14 protein-coding genes and 1 pseudogene are annotated in these 18,642 nt (G+C 44.5%); 8 read left to right on the top strand and 7 right to left on the bottom strand.

Going from position 1 to position 18,642, the window contains the following annotated elements:
* Window positions 1–3: 3 nt before the first annotated feature.
* From AB8613_RS08165 to AB8613_RS08150, 4 genes are all read right to left on the bottom strand, one after another.
* Complete coding sequence (locus AB8613_RS08165; protein WP_372383699.1) at window positions 4–1,692, bottom strand: hypothetical protein; 1,689 nt, start codon at window positions 1,690–1,692, stop codon at window positions 4–6.
* Window positions 1,689–2,099: a tyrosine-type recombinase/integrase gene (locus AB8613_RS08160; protein ID WP_372384807.1), complete on the bottom strand. Its 411-nt coding sequence runs from the start codon at window positions 2,097–2,099 to the stop codon at window positions 1,689–1,691. Before AB8613_RS08160 ends, AB8613_RS08165 begins: the two co-directional genes overlap by 4 nt.
* A gap of 879 nt (window positions 2,100–2,978) precedes the next feature.
* Window positions 2,979–4,331, bottom strand: coding sequence for a glutathione-disulfide reductase (gene gorA, locus AB8613_RS08155; RefSeq protein WP_372383698.1), 1,353 nt, complete (start codon window positions 4,329–4,331; stop codon window positions 2,979–2,981).
* Window positions 4,332–4,518: 187 nt separating this feature from the next.
* Entirely contained in the window at window positions 4,519–5,358 is an 840-nt protein-coding gene (locus AB8613_RS08150) for a 23S rRNA (adenine(2030)-N(6))-methyltransferase RlmJ (RefSeq protein WP_372383697.1), read from the bottom strand.
* A 279-nt stretch (window positions 5,359–5,637) separates the two neighbouring features.
* On the opposite strand from AB8613_RS08150, the gene prlC reads away from it, so the two are divergent.
* Together prlC and AB8613_RS08140 are read left to right on the top strand one after the other, a co-directional pair.
* Entirely contained in the window at window positions 5,638–7,680 is a 2,043-nt protein-coding gene (gene prlC / locus AB8613_RS08145; protein WP_372383696.1) for an oligopeptidase A, read from the top strand.
* A 133-nt stretch (window positions 7,681–7,813) separates the two neighbouring features.
* The gene (locus AB8613_RS08140) at window positions 7,814–9,145 is read left to right on the top strand and encodes an IS4 family transposase (RefSeq protein WP_372383695.1); all 1,332 of its coding nucleotides are present in this window, start codon (window positions 7,814–7,816) and stop codon (window positions 9,143–9,145) included.
* Window positions 9,146–9,194: 49 nt separating this feature from the next.
* On the opposite strand, the gene asnC is transcribed toward AB8613_RS08140, so the two are convergent.
* On the bottom strand, window positions 9,195–9,659 hold the full coding sequence (gene asnC, locus AB8613_RS08135) for a transcriptional regulator AsnC (protein ID WP_008218581.1): 465 nt from the start codon (window positions 9,657–9,659) through the stop codon (window positions 9,195–9,197).
* Between the two features lie 125 nt (window positions 9,660–9,784).
* Here asnC and AB8613_RS08130 point away from each other — a divergent pair, with 125 nt between their 5' ends.
* The 3 genes and pseudogenes from AB8613_RS08130 (at window position 9,785) to AB8613_RS08120 (ending at window position 14,532) form a co-directional block, all read left to right on the top strand.
* Window positions 9,785–12,907: an EAL domain-containing protein gene (locus AB8613_RS08130; protein ID WP_372384806.1), complete on the top strand. Its 3,123-nt coding sequence runs from the start codon at window positions 9,785–9,787 to the stop codon at window positions 12,905–12,907.
* A gap of 112 nt (window positions 12,908–13,019) precedes the next feature.
* Window positions 13,020–13,800, top strand: a pseudogene (locus tag AB8613_RS08125) (class I SAM-dependent methyltransferase).
* Between the two features lie 141 nt (window positions 13,801–13,941).
* Entirely contained in the window at window positions 13,942–14,532 is a 591-nt protein-coding gene (locus tag AB8613_RS08120) for a hypothetical protein (protein WP_146491953.1), read from the top strand.
* Between the two features lie 112 nt (window positions 14,533–14,644).
* On the opposite strand, the gene AB8613_RS08115 is transcribed toward AB8613_RS08120, so the two are convergent.
* Together AB8613_RS08115 and uspA are read right to left on the bottom strand one after the other, a co-directional pair.
* Window positions 14,645–15,523 carry a carboxylate/amino acid/amine transporter gene (locus AB8613_RS08115; RefSeq protein WP_146491954.1) on the bottom strand — a complete coding sequence of 293 codons (879 nt, stop codon included), beginning with the start codon at window positions 15,521–15,523 and terminating at the stop codon, window positions 14,645–14,647.
* A gap of 52 nt (window positions 15,524–15,575) precedes the next feature.
* Window positions 15,576–16,010, bottom strand: a complete 435-nt coding sequence (gene uspA / locus AB8613_RS08110; RefSeq protein ID WP_017060149.1) for a universal stress protein UspA — start codon at window positions 16,008–16,010, stop codon at window positions 15,576–15,578.
* Between the two features lie 189 nt (window positions 16,011–16,199).
* Here uspA and ftnA point away from each other — a divergent pair, with 189 nt between their 5' ends.
* From ftnA to AB8613_RS08095, 3 genes are all read left to right on the top strand, one after another.
* Complete coding sequence (gene ftnA, locus AB8613_RS08105; protein WP_017066029.1) at window positions 16,200–16,727, top strand: non-heme ferritin; 528 nt, start codon at window positions 16,200–16,202, stop codon at window positions 16,725–16,727.
* Between the two features lie 68 nt (window positions 16,728–16,795).
* The gene (uspB, locus tag AB8613_RS08100; protein ID WP_146491955.1) at window positions 16,796–17,119 is read left to right on the top strand and encodes a universal stress protein UspB; all 324 of its coding nucleotides are present in this window, start codon (window positions 16,796–16,798) and stop codon (window positions 17,117–17,119) included.
* A 250-nt stretch (window positions 17,120–17,369) separates the two neighbouring features.
* A complete protein-coding gene (locus tag AB8613_RS08095) occupies window positions 17,370–18,563 on the top strand; it encodes an NAD(P)/FAD-dependent oxidoreductase (RefSeq protein ID WP_372383694.1) in 1,194 nt (397 codons plus the stop codon).
* Window positions 18,564–18,642: the final 79 nt, after the last annotated feature.

Below are 18,642 nucleotides of genomic sequence, written 5' to 3'. Positions count from 1 at the left end.
CTCCTAAAAATCAATATTGATACCATTAGGCCAAATAGGATGGCGACCTTCGTTTTTAAGCTTTTTTTCAGCTAGCCTTTTGACTTTAGGGTGAATTGTGAAAATTACTCGATTAATTGACGCTAGAAGATCGGAGTAATTGTTGGAAAAATGCTGCTCGTTTAAATGATAAACTTTGGAATCCTTGATTGATTCTCGATAACTTAACAGGCACCAGATATCTTCAACACTTTCAATGATCACTTGGTTCTTACAGTTAAAGCAATTATGGATATCTGAGCATGCTAAATGGTCAACGATGAAGTCTTTAGGGCTAAAGTGATTCCTTCTTCGGTATTTCTCGACATGCCCAGAAAAAACATTCTTACAGCCAGTACCAAGCACAGTCTTTTGGCCATTAGAGTCAGTGTACTTATGTAGAAATTCTTCATAAGGGAGAACCTCAATACCCAGCTCTTTTTTTGCGTGCTCTTTTGCTTGGTTAATATCAGAACACCTTGCAACTCCCTCTATTGTGTATGTAGCTGCCAATAATTGCTTGTCGTTTTCAATCCTGTTCCCTGAAGAGTAGTGTTTGTTGAGCGTGCGTGGAGTATTTCCCAATAAAAGTGAAGTTTCTACTGCGTTTCCCGTTTTTGCTAAGTACCGATAGCTCCCACTAGCCCGGAACCTTGATGCCGTTGGTTTTAGAGGTTTATTGTCATCGGTCATCAAGGAAAATGTTTGCTGCAGCCATTTTGAGAATGTTTGGATATGACCTTGTTGCAATGGTGCTACTTCCCCTGCTTTAACTTGATACAGCAGATGAGAGTCAGTCGATATTGACGCGCTAAGCTTAAGGAGTTGCTCAAAAAAACGCAGAGCTATCTTTGGAACATGGTAAGTGCCATTATCGCCAATTGAAACCGATACAAACTTATTTGCTCTGGGTTTCAATACACTTTGCTCAAACCAAGCTCCACCTTCATAAATTTTCTCTTTTGGCTTAGTCATGTTTAGGAGCACCGTTGTATTTCCCCATGTGTAATACGCGAGCAAGAAATAAGCAGCGCTAAAACATTTTGTAATGGGGGAAGCAATATCATGAGTAAACCCCTGGTACATGAAAGTGCCAACACGTTTATTGGTCGCAGCTTTCAGGTATTTCTGTGGTTCATCTAAGATTTGTTTTGATAGCTGGTTAAAAAAACGATATATGACTTTTACAAGAAGACTTAGCTCTTGATCAGAATAACCTTCAGTTGGATTGGGTTCAGAGCGAAACAGGGTGTAAGGCGAAAACCAAGTTGAGCTGGGGTTTCCCAGTCTTTCTAAACATTTTTTTACACATGAAATCTGCTTTCTAGCGGAGTTCACATTCATTTTTTCAATTCTAACTTGTTCTATTAAATGCCTTTCTAAAGACTCAACAGCTTCCTGGCTCTCCGGTCGAAGGCTCTTTGAATCACAATAACGAACAAAGAGAGCAAAGTCTCGAAGGTAGCTTTGCTTGGTAAGATCTGAATATTCATTGGTATCATTAAAAAATCGATACCAACGTAAAACATCATCATCACGGTTTGCTGGCCTTGCTGATTCAAAGCTCCTTTTAAAGGCTACACCATGATAAAAAAAACGAGTGAAATCATATGTAAAATACTGATCAATACCGGTGCGCATTCTTATGGTCAAAATTGGGGGCGAATAGCTCATTTAAGTGACTCCTCTAAAATCTGATCAAGGAGAACTATCGCAGATTGATTAGCTTTCTCTTTGCGAAGGTATTTAAGGTATTTCCATGTTGTTTTGTCATCCTTGTGACCCATCCAAGCCATTACTAGCGCTAGCGCATCACCAACAGCTAGATGATCTAAAAGAGCATCTAACCGGTAGGTTCCATAAGTTGCTCTCAAGTCATGTGTTCTATGATCGAATGATGTTTGAAACGTGTTCTTAATATCTTCTCGTAGACGGCGAAAGTACTGTTGAATATTATTGCTACATAGAGGCATTCCACGATTATTGAGTAAAAGGGTAGAGTGGTCTTGGTTGGTTTTTTTGCTCGATTGAATCGACGTTCTGAGACGCTGTAATAGTACATCCTTTGCATAAGTGAAAATGGAACTTCGACCTTTCTGGTTTTCTTGAATTTTGTGTGCACCCCATTAGAGGGACCGATTTCTACTTCGAATCTCTTTGAGTTTGGGGCTGGTTTTTCTACGGAAGCAATAGAGAACGTGCAAGCTTCTTCGACTCTTAACCCTGATTGAAGCTGTAATAGTTGATGAATGATGAACTCTTCAGAGTAGTTTGTTAAGCAGGTTGCAAATTGAGCAAGCTCTTCTTTTGATAAGGGATTAAGTCTTTGGTTTTCGTTCTTGGCTGGTTTTCTTATTCTTAGATCTGTGGAGCGAACAATAAACTTAGGGTTGTTGTGGCTCATCATCCCTGTGTTTGCGATATGAACTAACTGGTAGTTAAACGGTTTATTATCTTCCGTAAAAGTTATAAAACGTTCGTGAGCCGCCCATTCATAAAACTTAATAACTTGCAGCATATAGAGCGATGCAGTTGAGTATGCGATCTCTCCCTTTTTAGCTGCGTTGAGTAAGTTATCGTTTCTAAACCTGTAAGTAGGCTTTAGGTAATCTGTAGGAGGAAAAGCATTCCAGGCACATCCAGTATCTTCAAGAAATTGCCAGTACCTTTTCATTGCTCTAACGCAGCAAGAAATGTCAGATGCGCTTCTGATATTTTGAAGATAATTTAACCAGAGATTTACGGGAAGAATGTACTCATTTTCGTTTGAGTAGAAAGTTGGAAAGCCTTTTAGTAAGAAAGACTTTGAGATTTTTGACGCAGGAAATATGCGAGGAACATTGAAATCTTTTGAGTGGATAACCGTAACCATACTAGCCTCGCAGAGTGTTGAACTCTATTGAGGCTAGTATGTTTTCCAGACTTTACAAATCTAAAGAGTAGATTTTCCAGACTACGATCTACATGGTAACAAACTCTTCTGAGCCTGTAGGGTGGATTGCCACAACAGAATCGAAGTCTGCTTTGGTTGCGCCCATCTTCATTGCAACGCCGAAGCCTTGAATCATCTCGTCAACAGTGAAGCCGATGCCGTGTAGGCCGACTACGGTCTCTTCTTCGCCAGCACATACTAGCTTCATCTTACAAGGTTGACGGTGCTTGGTTACTGCTGTGTACATCGCAGTGAAGCCAGATGTGTAAACCTTAATGTTGTCTTTGCCGTACTTCTCTTCGGCTTCTTGAGTCGTTAGACCAATAGTGCCGATAGGTGGGTGGCTGAATACAACAGTAGGTACTAGGTTGTAGTCCATTTTCGCGTTAGTTTGACCGTTGAATAGACGCTCAGAAAGCTGGCGACCTGCTTTAACTGCTACAGGTGTTAGCTCGATACCGCCTTCCATGATGTCGCCAACACAGTAGATGCCAGGAACGTTAGTCGCTTGGAACTCGTCTACTTTAATGTAGCCACGGTCGTTGGTTGCAACGCCAGTTGATGCTAGGTTGATCGCGTCAGTCGCTGGGTGGCGGCCGATAGCCCAGATTAGGTGGTCAACGTTTTGAGTGTTGCCGTTCTCAAGGTGCAGAGTCAGCGTGCCATCTGCTTCTTTCACTACTTCTTTAGGAACAGAGTGTGTATGCAGTGTTGGGCCTTCCGCTTCCATTACTTCAACCAATGTTTCGATGATCATTGGGTCGAAGCTGCGAAGTGGTGACTCTTTACGACAGAACAGGTGTGTTTCTGTGCCAAGTGCGCTTAGTACGCCTGCGATTTCAACTGCGATGTAGCCCGCGCCGATAACAGCAACACGTTTAGGTTGCTCCATTAGGTCGAAGAAGCCGTTTGAGTCGATGCCGTACTCTGCGCCTGGGATGTTTGGAATGGTTGGACGACCACCTACCGCGATCAGGATGTGATCTGCTGTGTAGTGTTCGCCGTTAACTTCAACAGTTTTCTCGTCAACGAACTTAGCGAAGCCTTTGATTACGTTTACTTTGTTGTTACCAAGAACGCGATCGTAAGATTGGTGGATACGGCCAATGTACGCTTGGCGGTTTTCTACCAATTTGCTCCAGTTGAAGCCTTTTACGTCAACATCGAAGCCGTAATCTTCAGAATATAGGTTGATAGCTTCAGCAACTTGAGCGCCGTGCCACATTACCTTTTTAGGAACACAACCAACGTTTACACAAGTACCACCAAGGTCTTGAGCTTCGATAAGTGCAACCTTTGCACCGTGCATTGCTGCGCGGTTAGCTGATGCGATGCCGCCTGAACCGCCGCCGATACAGATGTAATCAAAATGAGTCGCCATTACTTTCTCCATTTATTGAAGGCTGTGGGTACAGTGAGCGCACTGAACACCTACGTCCTATAGATTCTTAAATTGTCTAATTATTATATTGAGGGCAGATCGGTTGAACTCAATCTCCCTGTTTAAAATTTATTCGTCCACATCACAGTCTGTTGAAGATTCTTCAGTCTATGATGTGGATTCGAGATTACTCGGGTACGATCCACTCTACTTTGAAGTGACCGGTTGCCGGTGCAATTGCTTCCTTCAAGAATGGAAGAATCTCGTTCATTTGGCTTTCTAGCTTCCAAGGCGGGTTGATAACAATCATGCCTGATGCTGTCATGCCGCGCTCGTTGGTGTCTGGTGATACGCCAAGTTCGATTTGTAGAATCTTGTTGATGCCTAAGCTTTCTAAGCCTTCGATCATATCTTCGATGTCACAACGGTTTACTACCGGGTACCAAATTGCGTAGATACCAGTTGCCCAGCGCTTATGGCTTTGAGCAATCGCCGTCACCACATCGCGGTACTCTCTTGCTAGCTCATAAGGCGGATCGATAAGTACCAAACCACGACGCTCTTTTGGTGGTAGGCTGCCTTTTAAGCGTTGGAAGCCATCTTCTTTGTAGATAGATACCTGACGATCGCGGTGGAACTCTTGCTCAAGCAGCGGGTGATCGGCTGGGTGAAGCTCGGTCAGTACCATGCGGTCTTGTTCGCGCAGATGGGCACGTGCAACACGTGGTGAACCCGGGTAGTAGCGCAGCTTGTCGCCATTGTTTAGCGTTGAGATAGACTCAAGGTAGCTTTGAATGTCTTCAGGAAGGTCTTTTTGCTCCCACACGCGTGCAATACCTTGCTTGTATTCACCGGTTTTTTCAGACCATTCATGCGTTAAGTCGTAACGACCTACACCAGAGTGAGTGTCATGATAAACAAAAGGCTTATCCTTCTGTTTCAAAGAATTAAGAATAAGGCTCTGTACGATATGCTTTACTACGTCGGCATGGTTACCTGCGTGGAAGCTGTGGCGATAACTTAACAAATTAAACTCTCGTAACACTCTCGATTTAGAGTGTGGTTAGTGTAGGTGGGGTTAATCAGACCATTATAACCCTCAATGGACCATAAATTCTCGAACAATTCAGGAACAGTCGTCTGCAATATGTGGTTAGTTATTGGTTCTACTATTGAAATTTGCCTTATTGGGCACTATTTAATAACTATTCGCAGGTGATTTTTTAGGGCGAACCTGAGCCTGATGACTGTAAGACGACCTCATTACAAAAAAGACGAAAGTCTCTAAAGCCAAAGGAATGTTTATATGTCTAATCCGCTATTAACCTTCACGGACTTACCTCCGTTTTCACAAATCAAACCTGAGCACGTTAAGCCAGCGGTTGAGCAAGTGATTGAAGCGTGTCGCAACAAGATAGAACAAGTACTTGAAGGTAATACTTCACCAAGCTGGGACAACCTAGTTGCTCCGATTGAAGAAGTGGATGATCGTTTAGGCCGTATTTGGTCACCAGTAAGCCATATGAACTCGGTTGTGAACAGCGATGAACTGCGTGAAGCGTATGAGAGCTGCCTACCAGTATTGTCTGAGTACGGCACTTGGGTTGGTCAACACAAAGACTTGTTTGAAGCGTACAAAGCGATCAAGGCCAGTGAAGCATTCTCGGCATTAAACCGAGCGCAACAAAAAACCATTACCGATGCACTGCGCGACTTCGAACTGTCGGGCATTGGCTTGCCAGCAGACGAGCAGCACCGCTACGGCGAGATCAGCAAGCGCCAGTCTGAGCTAGGTTCTCAGTTCTCAAATAACGTGCTTGATGCAACCATGGGTTGGAGCAAGCAGGTGACAGACGTGGCTGAATTAGCGGGCATGCCTGAATCAGCACTGGCGGCAGCTCAAGCGGCAGCGGAGTCTAAAGAGCAAGAAGGTTACCTACTGACTCTGGATATCCCATCATACCTACCGGTGATGACCTACTGTGATAATCAAGAGCTACGTAAAGAGCTGTACGAAGCGTACGTAACACGCGCTTCGGACCGTGGACCAAATGCTGGTAAATGGGACAACACAGAGATCATCACCGAGCAACTTAAACTGCGTCACGAGATCGCTCGCATGCTGGGTTTTAGCACTTACAGCGAGAAATCACTGTCGACCAAGATGGCAGAAACGCCAGATCAGGTTCTTGGCTTCCTGAACGACCTAGCAGTAAAAGCAAAACCACAAGGTGAACGCGAAGTTGAAGAGCTGCGTCAGTTTGCTGAGAAAGAGTTTGGTGTTTCTGAGCTAAACCTGTGGGACATCGCTTACTACAGCGAGAAACAAAAACAGAACCTGTTCGAGATATCTGATGAAGAGCTTCGTCCATACTTCCCTGAATCAAACGTAGTTTCAGGCCTGTTTGAGGTATTAAACCGTGTGTTTGGTATGTCGGTAACAGAGCGTGAAGGCGTCGACACATGGCATGAGTCAGTGCGCTTCTTTGATATCTTTGATGCGACAGGAGCACTGCGCGGTAGCTTCTACCTAGATTTGTACGCACGTGAACACAAACGTGGCGGAGCGTGGATGGATGACTGTCGTGGTCGTCGTATTACCGAGTCTGGCGAGCTACAAACACCTGTCGCTTACCTAACGTGTAACTTCAATAAACCTGTTGGTGATAAGCCAGCACTATTTACTCACGATGAAGTAGTGACTTTGTTCCACGAGTTTGGCCACGGTATCCACCACATGCTAACGCAAGTTGAAGCGGGTGCTGTGGCAGGTATCAACGGTGTGCCTTGGGATGCCGTTGAGCTACCAAGTCAGTTCTTAGAGAACTGGTGTTGGGAAGAAGAAGCGCTGTCGTTTATCTCTGGTCACTTCGAAACGGGTGAAGCCTTACCAAAAGAGATGCTAGAGAAGATGCTTGCGGCGAAGAACTTCCAATCAGCGATGTTTATCCTGCGTCAGCTAGAGCTTGGCCTGTTCGATTTCACGCTACACACAGAATACGATCCAGAAGTTGGTGCTCGCGTACTAGAAACGCTAGCGGATGTTAAGTCTAAGGTATCGGTACTGCCAAGCCTTGATTGGAACCGCTTCTCACACAGCTTTGGCCACATCTTTGCTGGTGGTTACAGTGCAGGTTACTACAGCTACCTATGGGCAGAAGTCTTATCTGCAGATGCGTTCTCGGCATTTGAAGAAGAGGGTATCTTCAACACTGAAACCGGTAACCGCTTCCTGAACAACATCCTTGAGATGGGTGGCAGTGAAGAGCCGATGGAGCTGTTCAAACGCTTCCGTGGTCGTGAGCCACAAATCGATGCAATGCTTCGTCATGCGGGTATCAGCGCGTAATATTGTGCTGGTTAGTATGTAAAAAGAGCCTCTTAGTGAGTAATGCCGATCAGTTAAGAAATTTGTGAGATCATTTGACCGATCCTCAAAAGGCTTCAAAATCCGATATTAGGAAACTAATATCGGATTTTTTATGTCTTTAGAAAGCCAACTTGCTAATACTTTTCGGTCATGTAATACCTTCCATCACTTTGACAAATACTCTGACATTCTTAGTCCAGAGCTTATCCAGCAAGGCTTTGAGCAAGCTGGCGTAGCAACCGTTAGAAGAAGGCGGTTACCTTTGGAAGCAGTACTTTGGTCCGTTGTTGGAATGAGTCTCTTTCGTCAACAATCTGTTTGGGATATCGCTAACCAACTCGATATTGTCCTGCCAGACAAACAACGCTTTGTTGCACCAAGTGCTGTTGTTCAAGCGAGGCAGAGATTAGGTGAAGAAGGTGTAAAGCAAGTCTTTAAGAAGATGGCAGCGCATAGCTATCAAGCGTCTAACTTCGAAACTTGGTGTGGATTAAACCTTCTCTCCGTCGATGGTGTCGTTTGGAGAACAACAGATACACCTGAAAATCATCAAGAATTTAAAGCACAGCGTAATCAATCATCTGAAAATATTTACCCTAAGGTACGTATGGTTTGCTTGATGGAGCTTACAAGTCATCAACTAATCGATAGTGCATTCTCTGACTATCGCACCAGCGAAATGCGGCTCGCAGAAGAGCTCATCGAGCAAACACCAAATCATTCTCTGACTATTTTTGATAAAGGATATTACTCTTTAGGGCTGCTTAATCGTTGGAACAAAGTAGGTCAAGAAAGGCATTGGATGCTCCCTGTGAGAAAGGACTTTCAGTATGAAGTCGTCCATAAATACAGCCGGAGTGACGCTATCGTTGCCATAAAAACAACACCTCAGGCAAGAAAGAAGTTCAGTGATCTCCCTGAGACAATAGAAGCAAGGTTAGTATCGAAAATTATCAAGGGTAAGGAATATCAGGTACTTACATCAATGTGTGATGGGTTGCGCTTTCCTGGTGAAGACATCGTAGAGCTCTATCGCTATCGTTGGGAGATCGAATTAGGCTATCGGGAAATGAAGCAAACCTTGCTGGATAGTGAGTATACATTGCGAAGTAAGCGGCCAGATATGGTCAAACAGGAGCTCTGGGGAATTTTGTTAGCCTATAACCTTATAAGGCAGGTTATGACAAAAGCAGCGAGTAAGTTAGATAGCATCTGGCCGAATCAATTAAGCTTTACGAGTAGTGCCATGGCTGTGACTCAATACTTCGCTGCTTTACCTTTAACGAGCCCGGGAAAACTACCTAAACACTATGAAGTGTTATTACAGCAAGTATCTATGTTTATCCTACCACCCCGAAGAGAAGATAGAAGCTATCCTCGCTGGGTAAAACTGAAACCCAAGAAATATGCAACAAACAGAAAAAATGCCAGTCAGCTTAACTGACTGGCATTACCTCTTAGTGAGGCTCTTTTTGTATTTATTTATCAATCGATTATGGATTCACATTGCGATTGATTGGGTTTTGCAATGAAATCAATGTCTCAGTCGATTGAACCTCGTCGATCGCCTGCAATTTATCAATCAACACGAACTGCAATTCTTCTATCGATTTACACATCAGCTTAACGAAAATATTGTAGGCACCAGTGGTGTAGTAGGCTTCAACCACTTCATCTAGGGCATTCAGCTTGGCGATTGCCGAGTGGTAATCTTTGGCTGCATTAAGGTTGATGCCGATAAAGCAACATACGTCGTAACCTAGCTTTTTCGTGTTTACCACAACCTCGGTACGCTCAATAATGTCGGCCGATCTCATTTTCTCGATACGGACGTGAATAGTCGCAGGGCTTACGTCAAACTGCTTTGCCATCTCTGCGTAAGGTGTACGAGCATCTTCCATTAAGGTTTTCAGAATGGCACGGTCTAGGTCATCGAGACGAGCGGTGGTTGTGGACATGCGTAACCCTTAGATTTAATGAAAATATATCGGCTAGAGTACATATCATAGCCAAGGGTGATAATATTAGCAGCAACAATGATGTTAGGGTGAATTCAGTGCGATTTTGGGTGTTATTTATTGCGATGTGTTGGAGCGTATTTGCTTCGGCGCAGACAAAAGATGTATTGGTGATCCACTCCTACCATCAAGGTTTTTTCTGGACGGATGATTTCCATAAAGGATTGTCCGAAGAACTCGATCGCGACGGGTTGTCTTACCGTGTCGTTTATCTCGATAGTAAACGTACCCAAAACCAAGAATACCTAGAGCGTGTGTATCAGCTTTATCACACCAAGCTACAGCATGAAGAATTTGCAGCAATTGTCGTTAGTGACAATAATGCGCTCAACCTAATGAAGCGCCTTGCGCCCGATCTCAAGAGCACACCTGTCATCTTTGGTGGCATCAATAATTTCTCGCCTGAAATGATCGAAGGTTTGAACGCAACGGGCATCACCGAAGATATCGACTTAGTGGGCAATATCGAGCTGGTTAAACGTCTTCAATCGACCGTAAAGAAGATCTACATTGTTACCGATCACTCGGTCACGGGGGAGGCGATTCGTTCTCAAATCGATCTTTTCATCAAAACTCATCCGGATTTTTCTGATCTCGTTGAGCACTATGTGCCGGATTCCTACCAAGAGTTAATGGAATTTTCTCAACGTGCTGATCTAGGTAAGAGCTTGCTATTTTGGGCCTATTACCGCGATGCACAAGGTAGAGTGAGTAGCGATGAAGATTGGCGACAACTGAATATCAAGACTCAAATGCCACTGTATATGGTGCACGATCTAGGGCTAGGTTTTGGTGCGATTGGTGGTGTGATTCAAAGTGGTGAAACGCAAGGTCGAGACACTGGGCGAGTGCTACTGAATGTGCTCGCCAATCCGGATAAACCGCTGCCCCAAGTGGTTGCTGGCGCGCCAGAAATCAAACTCGATTACCAACAAATCTCACGTTGGGGTCTGGGTGCAGAGAATGAAGCCTCGGTGACCTTCCTCAACAAGCCTAAGTCATTTTTAGTACGCTACCGCGATGAAATTCGCACCATAGGTTTGCTGTTTTTGGTTATGTCGTGTGTCATCGCGACCTTGGTGTATTACCTTAATCGCCTTAAAAAAAGTGAACGTGCCAGCCGACAAAGCCAGCTGCTACTGGAATCGATATTCGACCAAAGCCTGCAGTTCATGGGCATTATTGATAAGGGCGGTGTGTTGTTGTCGAGTAACAGCAAGCTACATGAGCTGCTTTATAATCAAGGCTATAAATTGGGAACGCCGCTTCAACAACATCAACACTGGGAAGATTCCGCACGAGAAGTGCTAACCGAATATTTCATCGCAAAAAATGAGCACCCAGCCTTACGATTTGAAGCTGAAGTGTGGTGTCGTGATCGTGGGGCGATGGTGTTGGATATTTCATTGAAACCGATGCCAGACAGTGAAGAGGAAGACATTCAGTTCCTATTTGAGGCGCGCGACGTGACTTCGCGTAAACTTGCTGAGAATAAACTGTTCCAACGTGAAGCGAACTTGAAGCTGTATTACGACAAACAGCCTGTGATGATGATTACGCTCGATGGCAATAATCGCATTCAACAAGTGAACCAATTTGCCGAGGAGCTTTTGGGTTATCCACTAGATCAGCTATTAGGGCATCGTCCTAGAGAGTTCTATGTTGATGAGAATGCGATGATTCCTCGCCATATCTTGTTGCAACCACAGCATAAAATTCGTGGTGTGTGGCGTCGTGATATCGAATATCGCCATGCCGACGGTAGCAAGATCTGGATTCGTGAAAATATCCGCCCGTTGGTCGAGTCTGATCAGCTGTTGATTGTGGGTGAAGACATCACCGAGACGCACGAGCTTTCTGAAAAGCTAGAGTATCAAGCTCGCTATGACCTGCTGACTGACACCTTCAACCGTAACCACTTTGAGCAAGAGCTGCAAAAAGCGCTTAAAGAGGTTGAGAGTCACATGCGAACTCACGCGATGTTGTTCTTAGATTTGGATCAGTTGAAGGTCTTGAACGATACCGCAGGGCATGAAGCGGGCGATGCCGCGATCTTGTTTAGTGCGCAGTTATTGGAAGAGGTACTGCCATATAATGCTGTATTGGCACGAATGGGTGGTGATGAGTTTGCGGTATTAATCAAAGACTGCACTGAGCGCGATGCGGTTAATGTATGTCGCAGTATTATCTCGATGATGAGCGACAATCCATTCCTGTGGGATGATATTCGTCTCAACCTGACCTGTTCTATTGGCATTCGATTGATTGACCATACTGCCGCTTCACCGCAGATGGTGCATGCTCAGGCGGATGCGGCTTGTCATGCCGCTAAAGAAGAAGGCCGTAACCGTTACAACCTTTACCATCAAGATGATGAAGACCTGCGTCGTCGTCATCTTGAGATGGAGAGCGTCAACCTAGTGCATGAGGCTTTGGCTAACGATCGCTTAGAGTTGTTTGCTCAGCGTATTCTTGGCCTAAATAAAAACAGCGATAAAATGCACTTCGAGATTTTGGTACGCATCAAGAACATCAAAGGGGAATACATCTCCCCGGGGATCTTCATGCCTGCCTCAGAGCGTTATAACATTGCGCACTTGATTGACCGCCGAGTCGTGAGTCAAACATTGGCTTGGTTAGAACATCGACCTGAGGTGATTGATGAACTTGGGATGTGTTCAATCAATCTGTCCGGTCATTCGATGGGTAACAGGGAGTTTGTTGAATTCTTGATTGAAAGCTTGGCGAGATCGTCAGTGCCTTGCCATAAGATTTGTTTAGAAATCACCGAAACGGCTGCGATGAGCAACATGAAACAAGCGATCAAATTCTTCACTCGGATCAAAGAGCTTGGCTGCATGATTGCATTGGATGATTTCGGCTCAGGGCTATCGTCATTTGGTTATCTGAAAAAACTGCCCGTCGATATTGTAAAGATCGATGGCCTATTTGTACGTGATATTGATGTCAACGAGATGGATCATGTGATGGTTCGTTCGATTAATGATCTTGCTAAGCAGATGGGCAAGCACACCGTGGCTGAGTTCGTTGAAAATACCCAGATCATCGACAAGCTGATCGAGCTTGGTGTGAACTACGCGCAGGGCTACATCATAGGACGACCTAAGCCACTGGCGGAGCTCGTTGAAGAGTTAAGACAAGAACGCGAGAGAGAGCCATTGGTTTAGGTAAGCCGACTTTAGCTGGGATTACTTTGCACCGCTAATATGTATTGTTGAGGCGATCAGGTAAACTGGTTGCCTCTTTTGTTTTGAATACTACTGTCTGTTGGAGACGACCTTGCAACTACAACTGATTTGCGAAGATGCTACACAAATCGATCATCTGAATGACTTAGCGACCCGTTGGAATTTATCTCACGATGAAAGCAGCGAATTTGCTTTGGTGCTGACTAGCGAACGACTTGAGCTACGCAAAGTAGACGAACCCAAGTTAGGTGCTATCTTCGTTGATTTAGTTGGCGGTGCGGTTGGTCATCGACGTAAATTTGGTGGCGGTAAAGGTCAGGCAATCGCTAAGGCGGCAGGTTTGAATAAAGGGGCTACGCCAACCATTCTTGATGGTACGGCTGGCTTAGGGCGTGATGCATTTGTATTGGCTTCTCTAGGTTGTAAGGTGCAAATGGTCGAGCGTCATCCTGTTGTGGCAGCGCTGCTTGATGATGGATTACAGCGTGCACAGCAAGACCCTGATATTGGTTGTTGGGTAAGCGAACGTATGACGTTGATTCACGCTTCGAGCCATGATGCGTTGGATAAGCTTAGTAACGATCCTAATTTTGAACAGCCTGATGTGGTGTACCTCGATCCAATGTACCCACACCCTGAGAACAAAAAGAAATCAGCTTTGGTCAAAAAAGAGATGCGCGTATTCCAATCTTTAGTGGGTGCGGATCTGGATGCTGATGGTCTATTTGAACCGGCGATGAAGTTGGCATCGAGAGCGAGTTGTGGTTAAAAGACCCGATTATGCGGCTTGGTTACACGAGCAAAAGCCGAGCATGGCGATCGAAACCAAAAAGAATCGTTTTGATGTGTATGTGAAAGCATCAATGACTTAGATAAAGCATCAATAACTTAGAGACACGCTAAGAAAATTTCCCGTCATAAATACGATAAAATGCCATTTAACACTTGCGATAGTCGCGTTACGGATGTATATCTAACTAAGAATCATTATTATTCTTAGCTGGAGTTGTAGCATGGCTAAACGCTTTTGTAAGTTAAACCGTCGAGATATCACTGAACACTTGGGCGAGATCCACAGCTTGGTTACTGAACCTAAGTTTGTGTGTCGTTCTTGTGCTCGTTCTTCGGCGGATCAAGCTAATCTATGCAAACCAACAGCAATTCCACCTCTTGGTTGTCAGAACAAGCCTGTAGAAGAGAAGGCAGCATGCGGCCTGTTAGCGGAAACATTACCTGTACCTGAGCTATCGCTCGCGGAAATCAACGAGTCAATTGAGCGTAGCGTGCAAATATTCGATCCAGCCGCTGCTGATATTGCCCCTCATCTTGCAAAAAAAGAAGCAGTACAGAAAAAAGCCAAGCTGAAAAAACTGATGGCGAAGGCGAGTGGTGATGAGAAAGCAGAACTCAAGCGTGCGAAGAAAGCGGCAAAGAAACAAGAGAAATACAACAAAAAGTTAGTGAAGATGATTAAGAAGCAGCAAAAGCTGTTTAAGAAAAGTCAGAAACTGGAAAGTGATCTTGAACGCATCAACCTACAACTTGATGACGTTGCCTTCACTGAAACCAAGACTCAGGTAGTGAGCCACAATCACATCCACTGAAGTTGATTTGAATGGTTTGTTGCTACCGCGATGATTTAAAAAGAGCGACCTAAGGTCGCTCTTTTGCTTTTTGGGGTTATCCGAGCTAACTCATGCAGCTCATTGAAAGCAGTTAGGCGTTGCTTGCGGATCTTGCAACGCGCTTCTTCACCCACGTCTCATTGACGAATAGAGAGAACAAGATAACAGCACCACCAATAGACAATCGAACTAAATCGACATCTCTGTTCCAAATCAGGATATTCACCACAAGGCCCGCAGGCACTAATGCATTGTTCATCACCGCTAGCGCACCAGCATTCACCATGCACGCGCCTTTATTCCACATAAAGTAACCCAATCCCGAGGCAATCAAGCCAAGGTAGATCAGGATTCCCCATTGAAGTGTTGTGGTTGGTAGTTTTTCGGGGTTGCCCAGCAGCATGAAAGCAACCGACGCGACGCATAACGCCCCTAGGTAGAAGTAACCAAATACTGTTCGCTGAGGTAACTCGGTCGATTCTTTCTCCATCACCACTTTGTAGCCCACCTGACCGATAGCAAAACAGAGGTTCGCGCCTTGTACGACAAGGAAGCCAACTAAAAAGTTTTCGTTGATGCCTGCGAATTTAATGAATACCGCGCCCAATACCGCAATTGCAGCTGTCACTAAGTACCACGGAGAGAATTGCCCTTTAAGAAAGTCATAAATCAGGGTGACGTAAATTGGTGTGAAAACCGTAAATAAAAGGACTTCAGGAACGGACAGCAGTAAGAAAGACTGATAGTAGAAGCAGTACATTAGGCCAAGCTGGATACCACCAATTGCCATCAATTTAGCGATCAGCTTACGCGATATGCCGCGAAACTTTAGAAAAGGAAGAAATACGACGCCAGCAAGGGCAACACGCATTAAAACAGAGAACCAAGAGTCAACCTGACCCGCAAGGTAAACGCCGATCAGGCTAAAGGAGAAGGCCCATAGGAGGGTAACACCAGCTAAATAGCTCATAGTAAAACTTCGTTAATAAGATATGAGCTGTATGTTACCTAACCTTAAATCATTAGTCTTCTGAATCTCTTAGAGGCACGACCAGCATATCAACCGGAGACGCGTTGATCAGTTGTCGTGTTGAAGAAAGCAGCTTACTCCAAAAGTCTTGATGGTGACCACAAACCACGAGGTCAACATTGAACTCGTTGATGGTGTCACACAGTTCATGACTTAAATCACCACTGCCAACGAGGGTATGGGTGATCGGGTATTGAGCGTGCTCCGCAAAATTTTGCAGCTGAATACGAGACGCTTCCATCGCGTTGTGCTGGGTTTCGGCCATGTTGATATCAATCAGGCCAGTGTAGAGCTCTGCGTAGTTAATATCGATATGGATAAAAGAGACTTTGGCTTCCAATGGCTTTGCCAATGCTACCGCTTTATCCACAATTAATTTGCTGTCTTCTGATAAATCGACTGCGACCAAAATATGTTTGTAACTCATATCGCTACCTCCTTTATTCATTGTCTGTTTAAAGATTAGCACTATGCGATGGCTTTTTTTGCTGAAGTGATCTCATATCCACTGTCTTGCGTAATGACAGCTCGAAATATTGGTTAACTAATGGCCTGCGAGATATTCATTAAATAGTGATATAGTAGAGAAAATTGAGGATGTAATTAGGAGTCTTAAATGCTGTCAAAAACTATGGTTGAGCAACTGAATGATCAAATTAACCTAGAATTTTTCTCATCCAATCTATACTTACAAATGAGTGCTTGGTGTGAAGACAAAGGATTTGAAGGTGCAGCAGAGTTTCTGCGTGTTCATGCAGTAGAAGAAATGGAACATATGCAACGTCTTTTCACTTACGTAAGCGAAACAGGTGCAATGCCAATTCTGGGTGCGATTGAAGCACCAAAACACGAATTCGAAAGCCTTGGCGCAGTGTTCCGTGAAACTTATGAACATGAGCAGATGATTACTGAAAAGATCAACAAACTGGCTCACGTTGCTTTCAGCACACAAGACTACTCAACCTTTAACTTCCTGCAATGGTACGTTGCAGAGCAACACGAAGAAGAGAAGTTGTTTAAAGGTGTATTGGATAAGCTAGAACTTGTTGGTGAAGACGGTAAAGCACTGTTCTTTATTGATAAAGACCTAGCGCAATTGGCAAAAGATGGTTCATCTTCAATTATGGAAGCTCCTGCCGTTTAGGTAGTACGAGAAAGACACTGATTATCTTTTTCTTTTGAGTTTTCTTATGAAGATGTAGGGAGGAAAGGATGATCAGCGGCGACACTATTCTATTTGCACTAATGGTTGTGACTTGCGTGAACTGGGCGCGTTATTTTACTGCGCTAAGAACGCTCATTTATATTATGCGAGAAGCGCATCCTCTGCTTTATCAACAAGTAGACGGAGGCGGTTTTTTCACAACCCATGGCAATATGACCAAACAGGTTCGCTTGTTTAGCTACATCAAAAGCAAAGAGTATCACCATCATCACGATGAAGTGTTTACTGCGAAGTGCGATCGTGTGAGAAAGTTATTCATACTCTCTTCCGCCCTGCTGGGTGTAACGTTGCTGGCTTCTTTCATCGTCTAAGTCATTTAGCACGTGTGAAGTAGAACTTAGTTTTTGGTGTAAAACTACGGTTGTTGGTTCGCTAAGCCAAATAGTGGTTTTGCTGCTGTCTACAAATTGTACAATTGAACACCAATTGCAAAGTTTAAAATTGCCGCTAAAATAGCGAGCAATTAGTAAGGATGTGCTGTTTATGCACATCCTTTTTTATTGATGGCATTTCGAGAACAGGGCGTACTCGGGTTGCAAAAGTGAAGAAAAGCAGAACCACATGAGTGAAAAATTTGATGTAATCGTAATTGGTGCGGGCGCCGCAGGCTTAATGTGTGCTGCGGAAGCTGGTAAACGTGGCCGACGAGTGCTGGTGGTTGATCATGCGAAAAAGCCAGGCAGAAAAATTTTAATCTCAGGTGGCGGCCGTTGTAACTTCACTAACTACGATGTTTCAGCAAACAACTTCCTGTGTAACAACTCTCACTTCGTGAAATCAGCCTTATCTCAATACACCAACTGGGATTTCATCTCGATGGTGAGCAAGTACGGTATTGAGTTCGAAGAGCGCGATCACGGCCAATTGTTCTGTGTGAATGACCACACCGCAAAAGACATTGTGAGCATGTTGCTTGACGAGTGTAAGCAAGCGAAAGTCGAACAACGCTACCGTTGTGATGTTCACTCCATCGAAAAAACAGACGCTGGCTTCCAGATGCACCTCAATACCGACCAAGTTGAATGTGACTCATTGGTGGTAGCGACTGGTGGTTTGTCGATGCCTAAGCTGGGCGCAACGCCATTTGGCTATAAGATTGCTGAGCAATTTGGTTTGTCTGTAATGCCGACTACGGCGGGGCTAGTACCATTCACGCTGCATAAAGAAGACAAAGAAGATTTCGCAGAGCTTTCTGGTATCGCAATTCCTGCTGAGATCACGGCGCAAGATGGAACCTTGTTCAAAGAAGCGTTGCTGTTTACTCACCGCGGCTTATCTGGTCCTTCAGTACTGCAAATTTCTTCGTTCTGGAAAGCGGGTCAATCGGTTTCGATTAATCTAGTACCTGAAGTGGATGTGGCTGAGTTGCTGGCCAATTCTCGCGAGAAGCACCCAAATCAGAGTTTGAAAAATACTTTGGCGAAAGCACTGCCGAAGCGTTTTGTGGAAGTGTTGATTGACCGTAAAGAGCTGGAAGACAAACCGCTTAAGCAGTTCAATGAAAAGCAACTTAGTGGTATTGTTGAGCACCTAGAGAACTGGAAAATTGCGCCAAACGGCACTGAAGGTTATCGAACGGCCGAAGTGACTCTAGGCGGTGTGGACACCAATCACTTATCTTCAAAAACCATGGAGTGTAAGAGCGTCTCCGGCCTCTACTTCATCGGTGAAGTAATGGACGTAACAGGTTGGCTTGGAGGCTATAACTTCCAATGGTGTTGGAGCTCAGGTTTTGCTGCGGGACAGTGGGTTTAAGTTTTCCCATAGATTTTAAATTACATAAAAATGGCGAGTCATACGGCTCGCCATTTTTGTATCTAGTTTAGCGTTAAAG

The sequence above is a fragment of the Vibrio sp. BS-M-Sm-2 genome (genome assembly GCF_041504345.1).
GTDB lineage: Bacteria > Pseudomonadota > Gammaproteobacteria > Enterobacterales > Vibrionaceae > Vibrio > Vibrio satsumensis.
This window is presented reverse-complemented; position numbering and strand designations above follow the sequence as displayed.